This is a genomic window from Planococcus donghaensis (assembly GCF_001687665.2).
GTDB lineage: Bacteria > Bacillota > Bacilli > Bacillales_A > Planococcaceae > Planococcus > Planococcus donghaensis.
This window is the reverse complement of the sequence record NZ_CP016543.2, coordinates 2,018,607-2,038,474: the sequence shown is the minus strand read 5'-3', so window position 1 is coordinate 2,038,474 and position 19,868 is coordinate 2,018,607. Positions and strand designations below refer to the sequence as shown.

20 protein-coding genes are annotated in these 19,868 nt (G+C 40.1%); 17 read left to right on the top strand and 3 right to left on the bottom strand.

The window, feature by feature from the left end:
• Nucleotides 1–42: 42 nt before the first annotated feature.
• Complete coding sequence (gene recA / locus BCM40_RS10280; protein WP_008430914.1) at nt 43–1,104, top strand: recombinase RecA; 1,062 nt, start codon at nt 43–45, stop codon at nt 1,102–1,104.
• Between the two features lie 69 nt (nt 1,105–1,173).
• On the opposite strand, the gene BCM40_RS16310 is transcribed toward recA, so the two are convergent.
• A protein-coding gene (locus BCM40_RS16310) for an IS3 family transposase (RefSeq protein WP_156851264.1) occupies nt 1,174–2,522 on the bottom strand; the annotation gives its coding sequence in 2 pieces (ribosomal slippage) (nt 1,174–2,078 and nt 2,078–2,522; 1,350 coding nt in all).
• A gap of 316 nt (nt 2,523–2,838) precedes the next feature.
• On the opposite strand from BCM40_RS16310, the gene rny reads away from it, so the two are divergent.
• The 9 genes from rny to BCM40_RS10225 all read left to right on the top strand — a co-directional run bounded on the left by rny (nt 2,839) and on the right by BCM40_RS10225 (nt 13,169).
• Nucleotides 2,839–4,398 (top strand): ribonuclease Y, encoded by a 1,560-nt coding sequence (rny, locus tag BCM40_RS10265; RefSeq protein ID WP_065526001.1) that lies wholly within the window; start codon nt 2,839–2,841, stop codon nt 4,396–4,398.
• Between the two features lie 66 nt (nt 4,399–4,464).
• Nucleotides 4,465–5,262: a TIGR00282 family metallophosphoesterase gene (locus tag BCM40_RS10260; protein WP_065526002.1), complete on the top strand. Its 798-nt coding sequence runs from the start codon at nt 4,465–4,467 to the stop codon at nt 5,260–5,262.
• A 321-nt stretch (nt 5,263–5,583) separates the two neighbouring features.
• Entirely contained in the window at nt 5,584–6,012 is a 429-nt protein-coding gene (locus BCM40_RS10255; protein ID WP_008430917.1) for a YlbF/YmcA family competence regulator, read from the top strand.
• Nucleotides 6,013–6,207: 195 nt separating this feature from the next.
• Nucleotides 6,208–8,727 (top strand): DNA mismatch repair protein MutS, encoded by a 2,520-nt coding sequence (mutS, locus tag BCM40_RS10250; protein ID WP_065526003.1) that lies wholly within the window; start codon nt 6,208–6,210, stop codon nt 8,725–8,727.
• Between the two features lie 11 nt (nt 8,728–8,738).
• Nucleotides 8,739–10,556, top strand: coding sequence for a DNA mismatch repair endonuclease MutL (mutL, locus tag BCM40_RS10245; protein ID WP_065526004.1), 1,818 nt, complete (start codon nt 8,739–8,741; stop codon nt 10,554–10,556).
• A 60-nt stretch (nt 10,557–10,616) separates the two neighbouring features.
• Nucleotides 10,617–11,537: an alpha/beta hydrolase gene (locus tag BCM40_RS10240; protein ID WP_065526005.1), complete on the top strand. Its 921-nt coding sequence runs from the start codon at nt 10,617–10,619 to the stop codon at nt 11,535–11,537.
• Nucleotides 11,530–12,486, top strand: coding sequence for a tRNA (adenosine(37)-N6)-dimethylallyltransferase MiaA (gene miaA, locus BCM40_RS10235; protein WP_065526006.1), 957 nt, complete (start codon nt 11,530–11,532; stop codon nt 12,484–12,486). Before BCM40_RS10240 ends, miaA begins: the two co-directional genes overlap by 8 nt.
• Nucleotides 12,487–12,496: 10 nt before the next feature.
• A complete protein-coding gene (hfq, locus tag BCM40_RS10230; protein WP_008430925.1) occupies nt 12,497–12,721 on the top strand; it encodes an RNA chaperone Hfq in 225 nt (74 codons plus the stop codon).
• A gap of 148 nt (nt 12,722–12,869) precedes the next feature.
• On the top strand, nt 12,870–13,169 hold the full coding sequence (locus tag BCM40_RS10225; RefSeq protein ID WP_065526007.1) for a rhodanese-like domain-containing protein: 300 nt from the start codon (nt 12,870–12,872) through the stop codon (nt 13,167–13,169).
• A gap of 49 nt (nt 13,170–13,218) precedes the next feature.
• Here the strand turns inward: BCM40_RS10225 and BCM40_RS10220 are convergent, their stop codons facing one another.
• Nucleotides 13,219–13,824, bottom strand: a complete 606-nt coding sequence (locus BCM40_RS10220; RefSeq protein WP_065526008.1) for a trimeric intracellular cation channel family protein — start codon at nt 13,822–13,824, stop codon at nt 13,219–13,221.
• A gap of 108 nt (nt 13,825–13,932) precedes the next feature.
• On the opposite strand from BCM40_RS10220, the gene BCM40_RS10215 reads away from it, so the two are divergent.
• The 7 genes from BCM40_RS10215 to BCM40_RS10185 all read left to right on the top strand — a co-directional run bounded on the left by BCM40_RS10215 (nt 13,933) and on the right by BCM40_RS10185 (nt 19,073).
• A complete protein-coding gene (locus tag BCM40_RS10215; protein WP_083394512.1) occupies nt 13,933–15,165 on the top strand; it encodes a methionine gamma-lyase family protein in 1,233 nt (410 codons plus the stop codon).
• A 121-nt stretch (nt 15,166–15,286) separates the two neighbouring features.
• A complete protein-coding gene (locus BCM40_RS10210) occupies nt 15,287–15,673 on the top strand; it encodes a MerR family transcriptional regulator (protein ID WP_008430929.1) in 387 nt (128 codons plus the stop codon).
• A gap of 41 nt (nt 15,674–15,714) precedes the next feature.
• A complete protein-coding gene (gene glnA / locus BCM40_RS10205; protein WP_065526010.1) occupies nt 15,715–17,049 on the top strand; it encodes a type I glutamate--ammonia ligase in 1,335 nt (444 codons plus the stop codon).
• A gap of 208 nt (nt 17,050–17,257) precedes the next feature.
• Complete coding sequence (locus BCM40_RS10200; RefSeq protein ID WP_065527689.1) at nt 17,258–17,464, top strand: hypothetical protein; 207 nt, start codon at nt 17,258–17,260, stop codon at nt 17,462–17,464.
• A gap of 107 nt (nt 17,465–17,571) precedes the next feature.
• Nucleotides 17,572–18,003, top strand: coding sequence for a hypothetical protein (locus BCM40_RS10195; RefSeq protein WP_065526011.1), 432 nt, complete (start codon nt 17,572–17,574; stop codon nt 18,001–18,003).
• A gap of 59 nt (nt 18,004–18,062) precedes the next feature.
• On the top strand, nt 18,063–18,257 hold the full coding sequence (locus BCM40_RS10190) for a hypothetical protein (protein ID WP_065526012.1): 195 nt from the start codon (nt 18,063–18,065) through the stop codon (nt 18,255–18,257).
• Nucleotides 18,258–18,338: 81 nt separating this feature from the next.
• On the top strand, nt 18,339–19,073 hold the full coding sequence (locus BCM40_RS10185; RefSeq protein WP_065526013.1) for a class I SAM-dependent methyltransferase: 735 nt from the start codon (nt 18,339–18,341) through the stop codon (nt 19,071–19,073).
• Nucleotides 19,074–19,206: 133 nt separating this feature from the next.
• Here the strand turns inward: BCM40_RS10185 and lexA are convergent, their stop codons facing one another.
• On the bottom strand, nt 19,207–19,827 hold the full coding sequence (gene lexA / locus BCM40_RS10180) for a transcriptional repressor LexA (RefSeq protein ID WP_008430939.1): 621 nt from the start codon (nt 19,825–19,827) through the stop codon (nt 19,207–19,209).
• Nucleotides 19,828–19,868 lie beyond the last annotated feature (41 nt).

Sequence of the window (19,868 nt, the reverse complement as noted above, 5' to 3'; positions counted from 1 at the left end):
AAACAGATAGAAAATAGGTTTTCATTTAGAGGAGGATTTCTTTTGAGCGATCGTAAAGCAGCATTAGATATGGCGTTAAAACAAATAGAAAAGCAATTTGGTAAAGGTTCTGTTATGAAATTAGGGGAAAATTCCGACCGCAATATATCATCAGTTTCAAGTGGTTCACTTGCATTGGATACAGCACTAGGAATAGGCGGATATCCACGTGGGCGTGTAATCGAAGTATACGGTCCTGAAAGTTCAGGTAAAACAACTGTTTCTCTTCATGCTATTGCAGAAGTACAAGCTACAGGCGGAACAGCTGCCTTTATCGATGCAGAGCACGCATTAGATCCAGTTTATGCAAAGAACCTTGGAGTAAATATTGATGAGTTACTATTGTCTCAACCGGATACAGGAGAGCAAGCACTTGAAATTGCCGAAGCTCTTGTTCGTAGTGGAGCAGTTGATATCGTCGTAGTCGATTCAGTAGCAGCATTAGTACCAAAAGCTGAAATCGAAGGTGAAATGGGCGACTCTCATATGGGATTACAAGCTCGTTTAATGTCTCAAGCTCTTCGTAAATTATCTGGTGTTATTAACAAGTCTAATACCATTGTTATTTTCATTAACCAAATTCGTGAGAAAATTGGTGTAATGTTTGGTAACCCAGAAACAACACCTGGTGGTCGCGCATTGAAATTCTATTCGTCTGTTCGTTTAGAAGTACGTCGTGCAGAAGCATTAAAATCAGGCACAGAAATCATTGGTAACAGAACGAAGATTAAAATTGTGAAAAACAAGGTAGCTCCACCGTTCCGTACTGCTGAAGTAGACATTATGTACGGAAAAGGGATTTCGCGTGAAGGCGAAATCGTCGATATCGGTTCTGATTTGGAAATTATTCAAAAGAGCGGTTCATGGTATTCATATAACGAAGAACGAATCGGTCAAGGCCGTGAAAATGTTAAGCAATTCTTGCTTAAAAATCCAGAAATCCGTAATGAGATTTCTAACAAAATCCGTGAATCTTATGGCATGGCAGCAGCTACGTATACAATTGCTGCAAGCAAAGAAGAACCAGAAGACTTTAATCTTTTGTTAGATGAAGACGATAACTAAAAGTCGTTTATAAATTGGGAAAAGCCGCTAAGCAAAAATGAACTGACCCAAAAAAGTTAGACAAAAAAATTAAGCAGCTTGTTGTACATGAGTCCGGTATTCAACCGGACTCATGTTTTTTAATTTCTTCTTCATTCGTTTCTGATTGTAGTAAATCATATAGTCATCCAGTTCCTGGCGGAAGTGTTCAAGACTTTCAAATTCCTGCAAGTAGAGGAGTTCCGTCTTCAGGATGCCAAAGAAATTTTCGATCACGGCGTTGTCGAGACAGTTCCCCTTACGGGACATGCTTTGGGTGACGTTCCGGTTGCTCAATGCCATCTGGTATTTCTTCATCTGATAATGCCAGCCCTGATCCGAATGGAGCACAAGCTCATCTTTTGGGTCGAGGCGTTTCAAGGCTTGTTCAAGCATGGTGGAAACCAGGTCATACGTCGGCCGGCTCTGGATGGTGTAAGCGATGATTTCGCTGTTGTACAGGTCCAGTACAGGTGATAGATAGAGCTTCTGCCCGAAAAGAGAGAACTCCGTCACATCGGTTACCCATTTTTGATTTGGTTTCTCAGCTGAGAAATCTCGGTTCAGGATATTCGGTGCCGCTGTTCCCACATTGCCACGATAGGAACGGTATTTCTTCATCCGAACCCGGCAGGCGAGACCGATTACTTTCATCAATTTCAATACCGTTTTTGGATCCAGGTGGATTCCTATTTTCCCTAATTCGATTTGGATATTCCGATGTCCATATCGTCCCTTGTGTGCATGAAAGATAACGGCAATCGCTTCTTTTGCCTCTTTGTATTTGTCGGGACGAGTGTGATGTTTGATCCAATAATAATAGGTACTTCTAGGAATGGACGCTATCTTGATGAGGTCAACGACCTTGAAATCATGCCTTAGCTCATAGATTACTTGCGCTTTGAGTTGCGCTGTGACAGTTCTTTTTCCTTCACTAAGGCATTTAACTTTTTTAAATACGCATTCTCCATGCGCAGCCGTTCGACTTCTTCTTGAAGTGATTCGGTTGGTTTCTTTGGTGACACAGGTTTTTTGGATTTCTCTTTCATGGATGGATGCCCCCTTTGTTTTGAAATAAGGGCGTCCATGCCACTTTGATCAAGTGCTTTCTCCCATTTCATCACGGTCGTTCTGGAAGGGATATTGAAAACAGCAGCTGCTTTCATAGGGGACGCCCCGGTATCGTTCATAAAGTTTAATACGTCCATCTTAAACTCAGGTGTATAGTTTGTATAGCGTTTCATCAATCCCTCTACGCCGTGATGTTGGTACAGCTCAATCCATTGATGGAATCCTCTTTTGTTTACCCCATACCGCTTAGCGACTTCATTCATCGAGTCATGCCCAGTTAAATACTCCCGAACAGCGCGTATCTTATCTTCAACTTTAAATTTCGCCATAAAAAACTGCACCTCCATTGTTAGTTGTGTCTAACAATTTCGGTGCAGTTCAAAAAAGCTTTGCGGCTTTTTTACTATAGTAAATTTCGTAAAGTTAGCGCACAGCAGAAACGCGTGTATTCATTAATGCGAACGTGTTGCTAACTTCCCCTTGGCTCAAGACTGCTACTTCCGCTTTCCTGGGTTGACACGACATAAGTCCATCTATACAATTAAAATTGTATAATTTACTAATTTTAAAATAGTTGTAGTGAAACAAGTTTGATCATTCATCTTTTAAAATGAAAACAAATCAATAGCAAGAGGAGGTGTCCGAATGGGTATTAATGAGTTCATCTTCGCTTTGCTTGGTATCATCGTCGGTGTAGTTGTTGGTTATTTTGCATTAAAAAAAGCAAACGATTCCAATATTGCAGGCGCTAAAAACTCTGCGGAGCAAATAGTCGAAGATGCAAAACGAGAAGCTGAAGCGCTGAAAAAAGAAGCATTATTGGAAGCGAAAGACGAAAATCATAAATTGCGTACTGAAACAGAATCTGAAATTCGGGAACGCCGTTCTGAACTACAAAGACAAGAGAATCGGTTGTTGCAGAGAGAAGAAAATTTGGATCGCAAGGATGATGCATTAAACAAAAGAGAAGCGAGTCTAGAACGTAAAGACGAAACGCTCTCAGAAAAACAACAGCATATTGAACAGATGGAGAGCAAAGCCGAAGAGTTAGTCCGACAGCAGCAATCTGAAATGGAACGAATCTCATCTTTGACACGAGAAGAAGCCAAATCAATTATCTTGCAAGATGTTGAGAAAGAACTTTCAACGGATATTGCGGTAATGATGAAAGAGTCAGAAGCTCGTGCTAAAGAAGAATCGGACAAAAAAGCGAAAAACATTTTATCATTGGCGATGCAACGATTTGCAGCAGACCATGTAGCAGAAACTACTGTGTCGGTAGTAAACTTGCCAAACGATGAAATGAAAGGTCGTATCATTGGGCGTGAAGGGCGTAACATCCGTACGCTTGAAACCTTAACCGGAATCGATTTAATCATCGATGATACACCAGAAGCGGTTATTCTATCAGGATTTGATCCAATTCGTCGCGAAACGGCTCGATTGGCTCTTGAAAAACTGGTATCAGATGGCCGTATCCATCCAGCGCGCATCGAAGAAATGGTTGAGAAGTCCAGACGTGAAGTGGATGAACAAATTCGTGAAATTGGGGAACAAACCACATTTGACGTAGGTGTTCATAACTTACATCCTGATTTGATCAAAATTCTTGGACGCCTTCGTTACCGTACAAGTTATGGACAAAATGTACTGAAGCACTCTGTGGAAGTAGCATTCTTGTCAGGCTTAATGGCAGCTGAACTTGGAGAAGACGTTACACTTGCTCGTCGTGCTGGACTTTTACATGACATTGGTAAAGCAATCGATCATGAAGTAGAAGGCAGTCACGTAGAGATCGGTGTAGAACTTGGAACTAAATACAAAGAACATCCTGTAGTGATAAACAGTATTGCTTCCCATCACGGTGACACAGAAGCGACTTCAATCATTTCTGTCATCGTAGCAGCAGCAGATGCATTGTCAGCTGCTCGTCCAGGTGCAAGAAGTGAAACATTGGAAAACTACATTCGTCGCCTAGAAAAACTTGAAGAAATTTCCGAGTCGTATGAAGGCGTAGAGAAATCATTCGCTATTCAAGCGGGACGTGAAATTCGCATCATGGTGCGACCTGAACAAATTGATGACATGACGGCGCATCGTTTAGCTCGAGACATCCGGAAACGGATTGAAGAAGAGCTGGATTATCCAGGTCATATCAAAGTGACGGTTATTAGAGAAACTAGAGCAGTTGAATACGCAAAATAATAAGAGTAAGGCTTCGATGAATGTCTATTCAAAGAAGCCTTTTTCTTATGGAAAAAAGGTGAGTTTGTGAAAATTTTATTTATTGGAGATATTGTCGGATCAATCGGAAGAGATGCACTAGAATCGTATTTACCGAGATTAAAAAGAAAGTATGCACCAGACGTCATTATTGCAAATGGTGAAAACGCAGCAGCAGGACGCGGAATTACGAAAGCCATTTATCAAGACTTGTTATTTATGGGTGTCGATATGGTAACAATGGGCAACCATACTTGGGATCAAAAAGAGATTTTTGATTTTATTGATGAAGTTGATTACTTGATTCGTCCAGCAAACTTTTCAGATGAAGCACCAGGTCGTGGCATGGCTACAGTCACCAAAAATGGCCAAACCTTATCGGTTATAAATTTACATGGACGTGTTTTTTTGCCGCCTCATGAAGACCCATTCCAAAAAGCAGATGAGCTTGTAGCCGAAGCTAAAGCCATTTCGCCATTAGTATTTGTCGATTTCCACGCAGAAGCAACAAGTGAAAAAATTGCGATGGGGTGGCATTTAGATGGCCGCGCTTCAGTGGTCGTTGGAACTCATACGCATGTTCAAACTGCTGATGCACGCATATTACCAAATGGTACTGCGTATATCTCAGATGTGGGTATGACAGGACCATATGATGAAATATTAGGTATGAACAAAGAAGCTGTGTTGTATCGTTTTAAAACGAATATGCCAACTCGATTTGAAGTGCCGAAACGTGGCCGTTCAGTTGTAAGTGGATTTTTCACAGAAGTGGATGATCAAACGGGTAAAGCGACAAGCTTTGAGCGTGTTTATATCAATGAAGATTATCCATTCCGAGGATAAATTTATAGCTTCGTGACGAAACTTCGACAATTAGAGCAGAGACCTTGAAGTGCAAGCCTCATTTTCAGTATAATGAGAGAGTGAGTAAAAAGAATTTTTGTGGAAATGGATAATCATTTCTTTCGGAAACTCGAACAGGTCATAAGGTTTCAAAAATGATTAACGTACTATCAAAAGGAAGAACCATACTGTATGTAATTGCACAGTTAGGTTTTGTACTTCAAATAAAGATGTCGAAGTCTGATTTACCGAAACTAAAACATGGCCGCAAAACGGTGAACAACAAGAAGCTGCAGCGGGCCAAGAAATGGGTGTTTAAAAATGACATACACAAAACAAGAAATCGTCGACAAAGCACGCGAAGTTGCCGATATGATCGCAGCAACAGAAGAAGTAGATTTCTTTAAACGTGCAGAAGCACAAATTAACGAAAACCAACAAATTCGTGAGAAAATCGCTAGCTTGAAAAGCTTGCAAAAACAAGCAGTAAACTTCCAAGCATATGGCAAAGAGCGTGCATTAAATTTAATCGAAGGCAAAATTGCCAAAATCGAAGAAGAAATTGACGCAGTGCCAATCGTTCAAGAATTTAAACAATCGCAAAGCGATGTTAACTCATTGTTGCAAATGGTCTCAACTGCTATTGCGAACCAAGTTACAAACAACATTATCACGGAAACAGGTGGCGACTTGTTACGCGGCGAAACAGGATCGAAAGTTCGCAACGACAAACCAGGAAGCTGCGGGTAACTAGAAAAGCGTAAACGACCGTTAAGCCTCGACGGCATAAGACAATCTGGTCGTTATAACGAAATACATGCGTGAATAGAAACGCATTTAAACAGAAAAAACTGAAAGAGCCAAAGCTCTTTCAGTTTTTTCTTTTCCGCCTTTATATTTGGTATAATGGAGAAACGACGAATCGATTTGAAAGAGGTTTTTTAAATGGCACCGACACCAATGATGCAACAATATTTTCAAGTGAAATCCGAATACTTAGATGCATTTTTGTTTTTCCGTTTAGGCGATTTTTATGAATTGTTTTATGATGATGCGATTAAGGCATCTCAACTACTCGAAATTACGTTAACTGCACGTGGAGGAAATGGCGATGACCGGATTCCGATGTGTGGCGTGCCTCACCATGCGGCCAAAAACTATATTGATCAGTTAATTTTAAAAGGTCATAAAGTGGCCATATGTGAACAAGTAGAAGACCCAAAAACGACTAAAGGCGTTGTGAAGCGTGAGGTCGTCCGTTTAATCACGCCTGGTACACATACAGAAGGAAAAAGTGTGGATTCTAAATCTAATGTCTTTTTAGCTGCTGCCGATGAATTAACAGACGGTTTTGCTTTGTCGTATGTGGATATTAGTACAGGTGAATCGACAGCGACGTACATAATGGGAACGGAAAAAGCATTGCTTCAGGAGCTGCGTTCTTTAAGCATTCGTGAACTAGTCGTTTCCGAGCAATTGTTTGTCTTGTTAACAGAAGAAGAACAAGATTTAGTTTTGTCGATTGAGACGATGGAAGATGCGTATCAGATGAATGCATCGTTGACTATAGATTGTCCAGAAGATTTACAAACAAGTTGTCACCGATTAATGACGTATATTGCTCGTACGCAAAAACAATCGTTAGACCACATCCAAGCTTTTGCTTATAAAGAAAACAATCAATTGTTGAGCATTGATTTTCATTCCAAACGAAATTTGGAATTGCTGCAATCGATTCGGGGCAATGAAACAAAAGGAACGTTACTGTGGCTGTTGGATGAAACAATGACAGCGATGGGGAGCCGGAAATTAAAGCAGTGGTTGCATCAACCGTTAGCCAACAAACGAATGATTGAAGAACGCCAACAAATGGTAACGGCATTGATCGAGCACTATTTCGTGCGTGTAGAGCTTCAAGGCTTGTTGAAAGAAGTTTATGACCTAGAACGTTTATCTGGGCGAATCGCCTTTGGGAGTGCTAGTGGAAGAGATTTAGCACAGCTTCGCAGTTCTCTAGAGAAAGTACCTATGTTAATCGAAGAGTTAGAGAAGTCGGGAGATCCAGCTTTATTGGAATTTGGCGAGAAACTAGATCGTTGTATTGAAGTTTGTGAATTACTGCAAGCGATTAGTGAAAATCCTCCGTTGTCTTCAAAAGAAGGTGGAGTGATTCGTGACGGTTTTCATGAGCGATTGGATGAATTTCGAGATGCTTCTCGTAACGGTAAAGACTGGATTGCTGAATTGGAGCAAAGAGAACGCAAATTAACGGGCATCAAGTCATTGAAAATTGGCTATAACCGTATTTTTGGCTATTATATTGAAATTTCAAAAGCCAATATGCATTTAGCAGATTTAGAACGTTATGATCGAAAGCAAACATTAGCGAACGCTGAACGTTATACCACTCCTGAACTAAAAGAAAAAGAAGCTTTGATTTTAACGGCAGAAGAAGAAAGTTTGGCACTCGAATATGAGTTATTTGTAGCGATTCGAGACGAAGTCAAACAATATATTTCCCGCATTCAACGCTTAGCTTCTTCTCTAAGTGGATTAGACGTCTTTTTAAGCTTTGCTAATGTGGCGGAAAAATACCGTTTTGTAAAACCGGATTTCAATGATTCAAATGAAATATCCATTATCGAAGGACGTCACCCAGTAGTTGAGAAAATGCTCAACAAACAGCATTATGTTCCGAACGACTGCGTCCTTGCAGAAAATCAAAACATGTTACTAATTACTGGACCCAACATGTCCGGTAAAAGTACGTATATGCGACAAGTTGCATTGACAATTGTACTGGCTCAAATCGGGAGTTATGTACCTGCTGAATCTGCGAATTTACCGATAGTCGATCAAATTTTCACGCGTATTGGTGCAGCAGATGACTTAGTTTCTGGCCAAAGTACATTCATGGTGGAAATGCTTGAATCACAATATGCCATTACGCACGCGACAAAAAACAGCTTATTGCTGTTTGATGAAATTGGCCGTGGTACATCGACATATGACGGAATGGCGCTAGCTCAATCAATGATTGAATACATTCATCGTGAAATTGGGGCCAATACACTGTTTTCTACCCATTATCACGAATTAACAACGTTAGAAAATTCTCTTGAAAAACTACACAATGTTCATGTAGCCGCAATGGAGCAGTCGGGCAAAGTCGTGTTTCTTCATAAAGTAAAAAAAGGCCCTGCGGATAAAAGTTACGGTATTCATGTTGCAGAGTTGGCCAATTTACCTGAACCAATACTTGCGCGAGCAAGAGAGTTATTAAAAACTTTTGAGCAAGATAAAAAACAACAACCAAAAACAATTGAACAATTGTCCTTTTTTGACGAAGCCGATACAGAAAAGGACGAAATCCTACAAACGATTAAAGATGTACAAGTATCAGCAATGACACCGCTTCAAGCGTTGCAAATGATTCATGACTTACAAGAGAAGTTAAACCAATAAGGAGTGAGCGCATGGGCATCATTCGATTGATGGACGAACCTCTATCCAACAAAATAGCAGCAGGGGAAGTAGTAGAACGACCGACTTCTGTCGTAAAAGAATTAGTAGAAAACGCGATTGATGCAGGGAGTACGGCCATTGAAGTATTGCTTATTGAGGCGGGGCTGACTTCTATACAAATAATTGATAATGGAGCAGGGATGGACGCAGATGATGCATTATTGTCATTTTCTCGTCATGCGACTAGTAAAATTGCAAACGAACACGATTTGTTCCGAATTCGGACGCTTGGATTTCGTGGTGAAGCATTAGCCAGTATCGCTTCTGTATCAAAAGTAACTTTGCATACGTCAAACGGGGAAAGTGGAACTTTCGTACAAATGGAAGGCGGTCGTCTGACAGAACATCGTGCAGGGTCTCTTAGAAAAGGTACGGATATAAAAATCGATCAATTGTTTTTCAATACTCCTGCTCGTTTAAAGTATATGAAAACCTTGCAAACAGAATTGGGTCATTCAATTGATTTATTAAACCGCTTTGCCCTGAGTTATCCGGGGATTGCTTTTAAACTAGTACATGACGGAAGAATCATTCTTCAAACTTCAGGCAGTGGAGAAATCAAACGAGTGTTAGCAGATATATATGGAGTGGCAATTGCTAAGAAAATGATTCCGTTTGAAGGTCTATCTCATGACTACAAAATATCGGGGTATGCATCACTACCTGAAATTACAAGGGCCAACAAAAATTACATTTCATTATTTGTAAATGGACGGTGGGTCAAACATTATGCGATTGCCAACACAGTTCATAAAGCGTATCACACGTTTTTGCCGCTGGAGAGACAACCGATAGTGGTCATGAACATTGAAGGCGATCCTTATTTAACAGATGTCAACGTGCATCCAGCAAAGCAACAAATTCGCTTAAGTAAAGAAAAAGAATTAATGGAACTGATTCATGAAACACTTCGTGGAACAATTAGCACGGTAGTTCGTGCGCCAGTAATTGATAAACCAAAACCGGTGAAACAAGCACCAACCAAACAATTGGACTTGTGGAAAAGCTCGTTTACGGTTCAAGAACCAAAAGAAGTGCCTGTTCAGGAATACTCAGAACAGCCCGTGGAACAAGTGAAAATTGCTGTACCCCAAGAAGAACGTATACAACCGGATTTTTCACCAGTAGAAGAACCACCACCTGTTCAGGGATACGAAGAAGAACAACAAGAACAAAGTCCTCAATTTCCAGAGCTTGAAGTGGTTGGTCAAATTCATGGGACGTATATCGTGGCGCAAAGTAATGATGGTTTTTATTTAATTGACCAGCATGCCGCGCAAGAACGCATCAAATACGAATACTTCCGTGAAAAAGTCGGAGATATTGATAGTAACGAACGACAAGCATTGTTATTGCCATTAACATTTCACTATAGTCGAGATGAAGCTTTGCGATTAAAAGATCATTTATCGGTACTAACTGACAGTGGTGTTTTTCTAGAAGAATTCGGAGATACATCGTTTATCGTCCGTGAATACCCAACATGGTTTCCGAAAGGTTTTGAACAAGAAGTTATCGAAGATTTAATCGAACAGGTTTTGGCAGAACGCAAAGTTGATGTGAAAAAGTTGCGTGAAGATGCAGCGATTATGATGAGCTGTAAACGATCGATCAAAGCAAATCATTTTTTGCGAAAACACGAAATGGAACGGTTGCTAGCGGATTTAAAAAAAGCTGAACAGCCATTTACTTGTCCGCACGGTCGCCCAGTTATTATCCATTTTAAAACTTATGACGTGGAAAAAATGTTCAAACGTGTAATGAATTAAGTTTTTGCTGTCATGAAAAACAGGTTTTTGGGTATAAGGATAGAAGAAAGGGTGGAGAGAATGCAAGTAACGAAAAACTATATGCGCGTTTCTGATGGTCACGAACTATACGTTGAATGTTACGAACCAACAAGCCCGATTGGTCATGTCCACATTATTCACGGCATGGCAGAACACATAGGACGTTACAAAGAATTTGCGGAATACTTGGCGTCGCGCGGGTTTATTGTATCGGCACACGATCAGCGTGGCCATGGGAAAACTGTCGAACGTAACGGCATACAAGGCTATTTTGCAGATTATAATGGTTTTGAACGAGTAGTAGAAGATGCGCATTCAGTTATTCAAGAAGTGCAGCTAGCAACTGGAGAACTGCCGCTTGTATTATTCGGCCATAGCATGGGTTCATTTGTGACCCGTCGATATATTCAATTGTATAGTGATACGGTTCACCGTGTTGTTCTGTCTGCAACAGGTGGAGACCCAGGTGTTTCTGGAAAACTTGGAAAAGTTATAGCAGCTGCATCGGCAAAAATGTATGGCAAGCAAGAACAAAGTGAAGCGCTAGGGAAATTAACATTTGGTAGTTTCAATAAACCATTCGAACATGAAGAGTCCGCTTACGCTTGGCTAAGTCGAGACAAAGAAATGGTTACGAAATACGAAGCAGATCCCCTGTGTGGATTTGAATCAACCAATCAATTTTATCAGGATTTGTTTTCAGGGATTACAACTGTAAACAATCCTGAAAAAGTCGCTCATGTACGCAAAGATTTACCGATTTTACTAATTAGCGGAGCGGTAGACCCGGTAGGCGATAATGGCAAAGGTGTTTTTGAAGCAGCCAAACAATTTAGTGATGCAGGTGTGAGTTTAGTCAAAGTATATCTCGTTGAAGGTGCGCGGCATGAATTGCTGAACGAGCTAGGGCGTCACGATACCTATCGTGTAATTGGCGATTGGATGTGCGGTAATGATTGATGTATTGGCCGTAGTTGGACCAACAGCGTCTGGGAAGACTGCGCTAAGTCTAGAGTTAGCAAAACACTTAAACGGGGAAATCATTAACGGAGATTCGATGCAGATTTACCGGGATATGACAATTGGCACAGCAAAAATATTGCCTGAAGAGATGAATGGCATTCCTCATCACTTAATCGATATTAAAGAACCCGATGAAGGGTTTTCGGTTGCTGAATATCAACAATTGGTTCGCGAAAAAATTGCTGAAATTCAATCGCGTGGCAAATTACCGATTATAGTAGGAGGCTCTGGGCTTTACGTTCAAGCGGTATTATTTGATTATCGTTTCTCAAAAGATGCCGTAGATCAAGAGCTTCGTGACCGGCTAAATAAAGAACTAGAGCAATTCGGACCTGAATGGATGCACGAAAAATTGCTGAAGTTGGATTCGCAAAGTGATATTCATCCGAATAATACACGCCGTGTTTTACGAGCCATCGAAATACTCATGAGCGATCAGCAAAAAGAAGACCGTAATTTAGCTTTGTCCCCAATGTATAACGAAGTCATTATTGGACTAGATATTCCGAGAAGTGTCTTGTATGAGCGCATTAACCAACGGGTAGACATGATGTTGGATCGGGGATTGGTCGAAGAAGTGGAAGCGTTAAGACAAAGAGGGGTTCGAGATGTACAGTCTATCCAAGCAATTGGTTATAAAGAAATCTATCATTATTTAGATGGCCAGTGGAGTCTAGAGTTAGCGGTGGAAAAACTCAAACAAAACTCTCGTAAATATGCGAAAAGACAATTTACGTATTTTAAAAACAAATTGCCGATTTTCTGGATTGATGCATTGGAAATGCCTGAAAAAAATCTCCAGGAAATAATCGCTTTTATGCAGGAAAATGATAGAGATTGTCGAATTGATAAACTTACGGCAAAAGACATGCCAACAGAGAAATAGGGGGATTCACATGAAACCGATTAATATTCAGGATGTCTATTTAAATCAGCTTCGTAAAAATAATATTTATGTTACCGTTTTTTTACTTAATGGCTTCCAACTAAAAGGAATCATTAAATCTTATGATAATTTTACGGTGTTGGTGGAAACAGATGGTAAACAACAACTAATCTACAAACATGCTATTTCGACGTTCTCTCCAGCAAAAGCTGTCGCCATTGAACACGAAGAATAACAAGGTTCCGAACTGTTTAGGCAGTTCGGTTTTTTTTAGGTTATGCCCGTCAGAGCTACATGGGTACCTGCGCTTTTCTGATTGACAGCTTGCTTTTTGGGGTATAGGATTTTTGTGTGAGTAAGATTTAAATTCAGGAGGGGTATTGATGAAAACTATTACAACAGATGAATTGCAAAAACGCGTAGAGTCGGGCGAAGATTTGAACATCATTGACGTTCGTGAAGATGATGAAGTGGCGACAGGAATGATTCCTGGGGCAAAACACATTCCCCTTGGTGAAATGGAAGAACGTGTTGGAGAATTAGATGCGCAAAAAGAGTATTATATGATTTGTCGTTCAGGTCGCCGTAGTGAAATGGCTGGCGGGATTCTAGAAACCAATAATATCGACGCAACTAACGTCGAAGGTGGCATGCTAGCTTGGAATGGTGAAACAATCGCATAAAGAAAATTTAAACGGGTCACTCGGATATATTGCCGAGTGGCCCGTTATCTTAAGTCATATGAATTTTACGAGCGGGCAATCTCCATTTAAACGTATATGATAAAATACGTAAAATTGTGATGAACACAAACAATGAATACAGCATTAAGTCAGTGTTGGCTGAATCGAAGCTTATAAACAAGCCTGCCAAAGCTGCCCACACAGCATAAATTTCAGATTTTAACACAAGTGGCTTTCTGCCAGCTAACATATCGCGTATAATCCCGCCACCTGAACCTGTCAATACTGCAGCTACAATAACCGCAAACAATGGCAATTCTAGTTCGACGGCATAGATGGCGCCTTGCACAGCGAATGCTGATAAGCCGATCGCATCAAAAAAGTACCCCCAGCGATTCCAATGACCGAGTAATTTATGTGGAAATAAAAAAACAATCGTTATCGAAACAAAAGCCAGTTGAAACATAAATTCCTGTTCCCATAATGCCGAAACAGGTACGCCTATTAATAAATTCCGGATAGCCCCACCGCCAAAGGCTGTGACCACACCAAGAAGATACACGCCGAATATATCGTATTCTTCCTCCATAGCAATAATTGCGCCGGATACTGCAAAAGCAATCGTGCCGATTGCGCTCAGTACTTCCCAAGCCATAGCCTTTTTCCTCCTCAACATACAACTCTATGAATTGTAGCAGAATTTGACGCTATTTCAAGTCATGCCGCATAATAGAAAGAGAAATTCAAGAGAATGGAGAATTACATGTTAACAACAATTAAAACAATCGAAGAAACGATCCAAAAACAACTACACCTAGCTGATGAAACAGCTTATATAAATCAGGAAAAGGTATTGAAGGCTTTTCATAACCAACGTGTTAGCGATCATCATTTTAATCCGTCAACCGGCTATGGATATGATGACGAAGGACGGGATACATTAGAACGCGTTTATGCAGATGTCTTTAAAGCAGAAGCAGCACTGGTACGTCCGCAAATTATTTCGGGAACTCACGCCATTACAATTTCGTTGTTTGGAGTATTACGTCCGGGCGATGAGTTGTTGTATCTGACAGGTAAACCATACGATACATTAGACTCCATCGTTTCTGGAGGAGAAAAAGATACCGGTTCATTAAAAGACTTTGGAATAAGCTATCAGCACGTAGAACTAAACGTGGAGAACAAAATTGATTGGGAGGCGGCTGAAAAAGCCATCAATAGCAAGACAAAAGTAATTGCCATTCAACGCTCGAGAGGTTATGACACACGGCCTTCTTTTACTATGGAAGAAATTGAAGAAATGATTGTCCATATCCGGCGCATCAAACCAGAAGCGATTGTTTTTGTTGATAATTGCTATGGAGAATTTGTCGAAACGCAAGAACCGGTTGAAGTAGGAGCAGATTTGATCGCCGGTTCGCTTATCAAAAATCCTGGTGGCGGCCTAGCTAAAATTGGTGGGTATATAGCTGGAAGAAAAGATTTAATCGAAAAATGCGGTTATCGTATGACTTCACCGGGTATAGGTGGAGAGGCTGGAGCGTCACTCAATGCCTTGCCTGACATGTATCAAGGGTTTTTTATGGCACCACACGTTGTTTCACAAGCTTTAAAAGGGGCAATTTTTACCTCTGCGTTATTAGAAGATGCGGGTATGACAACAACGCCTCATTGGAGCGACAAGCGGACAGATTTAATCCAATCGGTCTCATTTCAAACTGCTGAACAAATGATTGCTTTTTGCCAAACGATACAAGCTAGTTCACCAGTAAATGCTCAATTCAAGCCTGAACCTGCGTATATGCCTGGCTATGAAGACGATGTCATTATGGCAGCAGGAACATTTGTACAAGGGTCAAGTATTGAACTAACAGCAGACGGTCCGATTCGACCACCGTATACGGCATTTGTGCAAGGTGGACTTACATATGAACATGTGAAAATTGCTGTATTAAATTCTGTAAATGCATTAAAAAAACAACAATTAATCTAAATAAAGCTATATAAAAAACATGCAAAAAATTTACATGTTAGAAGACATAACATTTCGTTGACAACTAATATAACGTAATGTATGATTTAGAAGTAGTAATTATTTGAAATGAGTGAATCTTATGACGAACCGGGTCAGACGGACGATGCCGCTACTTCCGATCAGTATAGTTATGCAGCTGACGGAATTGACAGCGAGACAAATTCGTTATTACGAAGAGCACAAGCTAATCAGCCCTGCCCGTACAGAAGGTAACAAGCGTATGTTTTCACTAAATGATGTCGATGCTTTGCTTGAGATCAAAGATTATTTGGATCAAGGACTGAATATGGCAGGCATTAAAAAACTTTACGACTTAAAAGAAACACCTGAAAACGAAAAAGCTGAGCCGAAAAGCTTGAGCGATGCAGAGTTGCGAAAGCTGCTGCATGAAGAATTGAAACACCAAGCTCGTCCATTTGAAAAAGGCGGCTTTAGACAAGGTGATTTATCCCGTTTCTTTAATTGAGACGGGCTTACATACAACATTCATAGGAGAGTGAAGAGAACATGGGCAAGTATTCAAAGGAAGACATTCATCGATTAGTAAAAGAAGAGAACGTTAATTTTATTCGTCTGCAATTTACCGACATTCTTGGGGTCATCAAAAACGTTGAAATACCGACATCCCAATTGGACAAAGCACTCGATAACAAAATGATGTTTGATGGATCTTCTATCGATGGATTTGTACGCATCGAAGAATCAGATATGTATTTATTCCCAGATCTTGATACGTGGGTTGTGTTCCCATGGATCACAGGTAAAGGAAAAGTAGCACGTTTGATCTGTGATATTTACAGTGCAGACGGCACACCATTTGCTGGAGATCCACGTACAAACTTGAAGCGTGTATTAAAAGAAATGGAAGAGCTAGGATTCACACATTTCAACCTTGGACCAGAACCAGAATTCTTCTTGTTCAAACTGGATGAAAAAGGCGAACCATCTCTTGAATTAAATGACCACGGTGGTTATTTTGACTTAGCGCCTATGGACCTTGGCGAAAACTGCCGACGTGACATCGTGCTTGAGTTAGAGGAAATGGGCTTTGAAATCGAAGCATCTCACCACGAAGTGGCACCGGGGCAACACGAAATTGACTTTAAATATGCAGATGCTGTAAAAGCATGTGATGATATTCAAACGTTCAAACTTGTTGTTAAAACAATCGCTCGTAAACACGGACTACATGCAACATTCATGCCGAAACCACTATTCGGTGTAAACGGTTCTGGTATGCACATGAACGTTTCGTTGTTTGATGGAGACCGCAATACATTCCTTGACGAAGATGGCGAAATGAAGCTAAGTGAAACTGCTTACCAATTCCTTGCTGGTATTTTAGAGCACGCTGAAGGATTTACAGCTGTTACAAACCCGCTAGTAAACTCATACAAGCGTCTAGTTCCTGGATACGAAGCACCTTGTTACATCGCTTGGTCTGGACAAAACAGAAGCCCGTTAATCCGTATTCCAGCATCACGCGGCTTGTCTACACGTGTTGAAGTGCGTTCAGTCGATCCAGCTGCTAACCCATACTTAGCAATGGCAGTACTATTAGGTGCAGGTCTTGACGGCATCCGTAGAAAATTGACTCCGCCAAACCCAGTAGATCGCAACATCTATGCAATGAACAAGAAAGAGCGTGAAGCTGTTGGCATTAAAGACCTACCTGGCACGTTGTATGCTGCACTACAAGAGTTACAAAAGAATGAAGTAATGACTAAAGCTTTAGGCGAACATATTCTAAATAACTTCGTTGAAGCGAAAGAAATCGAGTGGGACATGTTCCGCACATCAGTACACCCGTGGGAACGCGAGCAATACTTGAAAATGTATTAATAGGAGAACCGTTGGGGCTTATAGCTCCAACGGTTTTTTTATATTTTCAAACTAGCTAAGTTGATAATGGACTGAGCTAATATATTAGTGAAAAAATGTTTAGAAAACGAATATAAAGGTAATAATATAACGCAGCCTATACATTTAATAACTCGTACTGAATTTTCCTTTGTACACGATAAGGAGGATTTTGTGGGAGGGGATTAAATTGAGAAAGATACAAGGCATTTCAAATTTGGTAACTTATTTGGAATCCGTAAATTATCCTGTGGCTGCAGAGCAAATTACTGAGTTAATGCTAAAAAGAAAAATTCCGCATCGTAAAGCTTATCAGGATATTGTGATTTTTAACTTAGAACACATAGACTGGTGGATCGCGGAGCAGCAAAAACAACAAATAACCGAAAATACTTAAAAAAGACCTCAATTTCCTTTAGTATAGGATTTTGAGGTTTTTTTGGAAACTTTATACACTTCGTCTCATCTACTGTTATAATCAATAAAACAAAGGAGGCGTCGGCCATGCGCTTTTTAATGACAATCATCGTATTTTTGATTTTCTTTTCTTTTGCTGGAATAGGTGTATATGTGGTAGGTCCAGATCTTTCTACGGAACGCTTAGCAATAGAAGCGACTGAAAAAATGCGGAGCAATGGTCAGCTGGAAAAAGTTGTGGAGTATGTAGAAAATGATCCGAAAATGCGCCAATACATAGAAGAAGCAGAAATCGCGGAGCCAAAACAACAAACTTTGCCGTTTCAAACGACAGGAGATGCTGCTGGCACGTTGATTAAAAAAGTGGGAATCAGTGACTTGGCTAAGATGAAATCGGGCGTAGAAGACGGCACGATGACTGCAGAAGAGGTCATTCAAAAACTTGAAGAAAACTTAAGCGAAGAAGAGTTATTAGCTCTTAAAGTTGTTGTCTACAAAGAATTATACAAACAGCAATAGAAACCTAACTATGGTAAACTGAGTCACGAAGAGCGTGATACTTTAAGGGAGGCCATTACATGAAGACGTTTCGAGTTGAGTTCAATTTTGATCAAGAAAACACCATCGTTCACAATGTTCAGGCCATGGATAAAGAATCAGCATTAAGTCAAATCCCATCAAATGGTACTTATGAAATTTCGAACAAGGAAACAGGTTTTATTTACCGGATCACGATCAATTTAGTTAACTATATTAAAGTCAGCGAATTATAGAAGAGTTTTTCTTGATAAGCTGCACGTTAAGGTGCTGCTTATGCGGCATCTTTTTTTAGTTATTAACAAGGGGGAGTTAGTTTGGAATTTAAAGGTTCGAGTGTTTATGATGAAAAAGAGTTTTTGTTGAATTATTTACAACGAAGAAATCGAGTGGATAGTCCGAATAATAGCATTGAAAAACCCGTAATGTATGACTTACTTACAGGTGTGCAAGACAAACGCATATTGGATTTAGGTTGTGGAGATGCCGAGTTCGGAAAAGAGTTAATGGAGTTAGGAGCACTTTACTACCAAGGAGTAGAAGGATCTGAACAAATGAGTAAACTAGCATCTCAAAATTTGGAAGGCCTTCAAGGTGAGATTACAAAATCCACGATGGAATCGTTCGATTTTCCGCAAGAACATTTTGATCTAGTTACTTCCCGTTTGGCCATTCACTATTTAATAAAGATAGATGAGTTATTCATTAACATTCACAACAGCTTAAAGAATGGGGGACAGTTTGTCTTTAGTGTTCAACACCCTTTAACAACTTCTTCTTTTGAGAGCAAAAAGACAGGTGAAAGAAGAGGGAATTGGGTTGTCGATGACTACTTTAAAGAAGGCGAGCGACATGAGCCGTGGATAGATAAAATTGTAGTTAAACATCATCGAACGATTGAGAGTTACTTTGCCTCTTTAACAAAGGCAGGATTTACAATTACCGGTCTTCGTGAAGGTATGCCAAGACGTCAAGATTTTCATGATGAAGAAGAATACGAACGTAGAAAAAGAATCCCCGTTATTTTAGCTTTTAGCTGTATTAAACAATAAAGGTTTTTGTTTACATAATAAAAATATTGAGTTGAAAAATTACTGTGTTAAAATATAAAAAAATAGGCATTGGAATAGTTCTATTCCAATGCCTATTTTTATTTTTACTATAGCAATTTAATCAAAATTCTTTTTAATGGATTTGGCGATAAACGCCAACCACTTTACCTAAAATAGAAACTTGATCCACAATGATTGGATCCATTGAAGAATTTTCTGGCTGTAAGCGGAAATAGTTATCTTCGCGGAAGAAACGTTTTACTGTTGCTTCGTCTTCTGCAGTCATCGCAACAACAATATCACCGTTATTAGCGGTTTGCTGTTGTTTTACCACCACATAATCTCCGTTTAAAATTCCTGCTTCAATCATACTTTCACCCATAATTTCGAGCATGAAAATATGATCATCTTCCGTACCGTAGCTTTGAGGTAGCGGGAAGTATTCTTCAACATTCTCAATAGCTGTAATTGGCATACCTGCTGTGACTTTACCGATTAATGGAACGTGCAATACTGGACTTTTATCAATTAATGCTTCTTCGGTGCTGATAACTTCAATTGCTCTTGGTTTTGTAGGATCACGACGGATCAGGCCTTTACTTTCAAGGCGTGCCAAGTGACCATGAACGGTCGAACTAGATGCTAGGCCAACTGCTTCTCCAATTTCACGAACGGAAGGTGGATAGCCTTTTAGGCGGACTTCTTCTTTTATGAATGTCAGTATGTCTTCTTGACGTTTAGATACTTTTTTCAACCGTTTCACCTCATTTGAGTAGTTCTACTGGATTTCTACCA

What these genes read in the sequence shown, in the direction of transcription:
- BCM40_RS10255 (WP_008430917.1), top strand. Translation starts at nt 5,584, where the DNA reads ATGACATACACAAAACAAGAAATCGTCGACAAAGCACGCGAAGTTGCC.
- BCM40_RS10210 (WP_008430929.1), top strand. Translation starts at nt 15,287, where the DNA reads ATGACGAACCGGGTCAGACGGACGATGCCGCTACTTCCGATCAGTATA.
- glnA (WP_065526010.1), top strand. Translation starts at nt 15,715, where the DNA reads ATGGGCAAGTATTCAAAGGAAGACATTCATCGATTAGTAAAAGAAGAG.
- BCM40_RS10240 (WP_065526005.1), top strand. Translation starts at nt 10,617, where the DNA reads ATGCAAGTAACGAAAAACTATATGCGCGTTTCTGATGGTCACGAACTA.
- BCM40_RS10190 (WP_065526012.1), top strand. Translation starts at nt 18,063, where the DNA reads ATGAAGACGTTTCGAGTTGAGTTCAATTTTGATCAAGAAAACACCATC.
- BCM40_RS10195 (WP_065526011.1), top strand. Translation starts at nt 17,572, where the DNA reads ATGCGCTTTTTAATGACAATCATCGTATTTTTGATTTTCTTTTCTTTT.
- rny (WP_065526001.1), top strand. Translation starts at nt 2,839, where the DNA reads ATGGGTATTAATGAGTTCATCTTCGCTTTGCTTGGTATCATCGTCGGT.
- mutS (WP_065526003.1), top strand. Translation starts at nt 6,208, where the DNA reads ATGGCACCGACACCAATGATGCAACAATATTTTCAAGTGAAATCCGAA.
- BCM40_RS10220 (WP_065526008.1), bottom strand. Translation starts at nt 13,824, where the DNA reads ATGGCTTGGGAAGTACTGAGCGCAATCGGCACGATTGCTTTTGCAGTA.
- BCM40_RS10225 (WP_065526007.1), top strand. Translation starts at nt 12,870, where the DNA reads ATGAAAACTATTACAACAGATGAATTGCAAAAACGCGTAGAGTCGGGC.
- hfq (WP_008430925.1), top strand. Translation starts at nt 12,497, where the DNA reads ATGAAACCGATTAATATTCAGGATGTCTATTTAAATCAGCTTCGTAAA.
- miaA (WP_065526006.1), top strand. Translation starts at nt 11,530, where the DNA reads ATGATTGATGTATTGGCCGTAGTTGGACCAACAGCGTCTGGGAAGACT.
- mutL (WP_065526004.1), top strand. Translation starts at nt 8,739, where the DNA reads ATGGGCATCATTCGATTGATGGACGAACCTCTATCCAACAAAATAGCA.
- BCM40_RS10215 (WP_083394512.1), top strand. Translation starts at nt 13,933, where the DNA reads ATGTTAACAACAATTAAAACAATCGAAGAAACGATCCAAAAACAACTA.